Annotated in this window: 1 protein-coding gene; it reads right to left on the bottom strand. The window is 50.7% G+C overall.

Features of this window, described 5'->3' with window-relative positions; genetic code table 11:
• Nucleotides 1-104: 104 nt before the first annotated feature.
• A partial coding sequence (locus M3P21_RS22445; RefSeq protein ID WP_249713731.1) for a hypothetical protein occupies nucleotides 105-347 on the bottom strand: 243 nt, incomplete at its 5' end.

Below are 347 nucleotides of genomic sequence, written 5' to 3'. Positions count from 1 at the left end.
TGCGATATCACTGTGTGACAAGTTCTTGGGCCGACCTCGTGAGGAAGTACAACTTAAGCCTCTCTTAAGTCTGTTGGTATCTTGCTTAACTTTTCGAAGCCTGTTCAACGCTTCTTCGCAAGGGTCCCCACAAGAGCCATTTTCTCGAGCCAACTCGTCCATTGATGGAATGTGGGTGCCATCTCCCATAGTGCTCGGCGAGATGATTCCCGCAGCGGTCCCGCCGATATTTTTTCCACCAAGCCTAATAATACCACCGGGCAAGCTTTGTGAACCTGAAGACGTTCCACTGAAGTCGCCTGGAAAGCTGATGGTGCCATCAGCATTATGCACTGCTTGTTCTCCCC

Source organism: Ruegeria spongiae (assembly GCF_023502395.1).
In the GTDB taxonomy this organism is placed as follows: domain Bacteria; phylum Pseudomonadota; class Alphaproteobacteria; order Rhodobacterales; family Rhodobacteraceae; genus Ruegeria_C; species Ruegeria_C spongiae.
The sequence above is the reverse complement of the archived record's forward strand: the minus strand, read 5'-3'. Positions and strand labels throughout refer to the sequence as shown.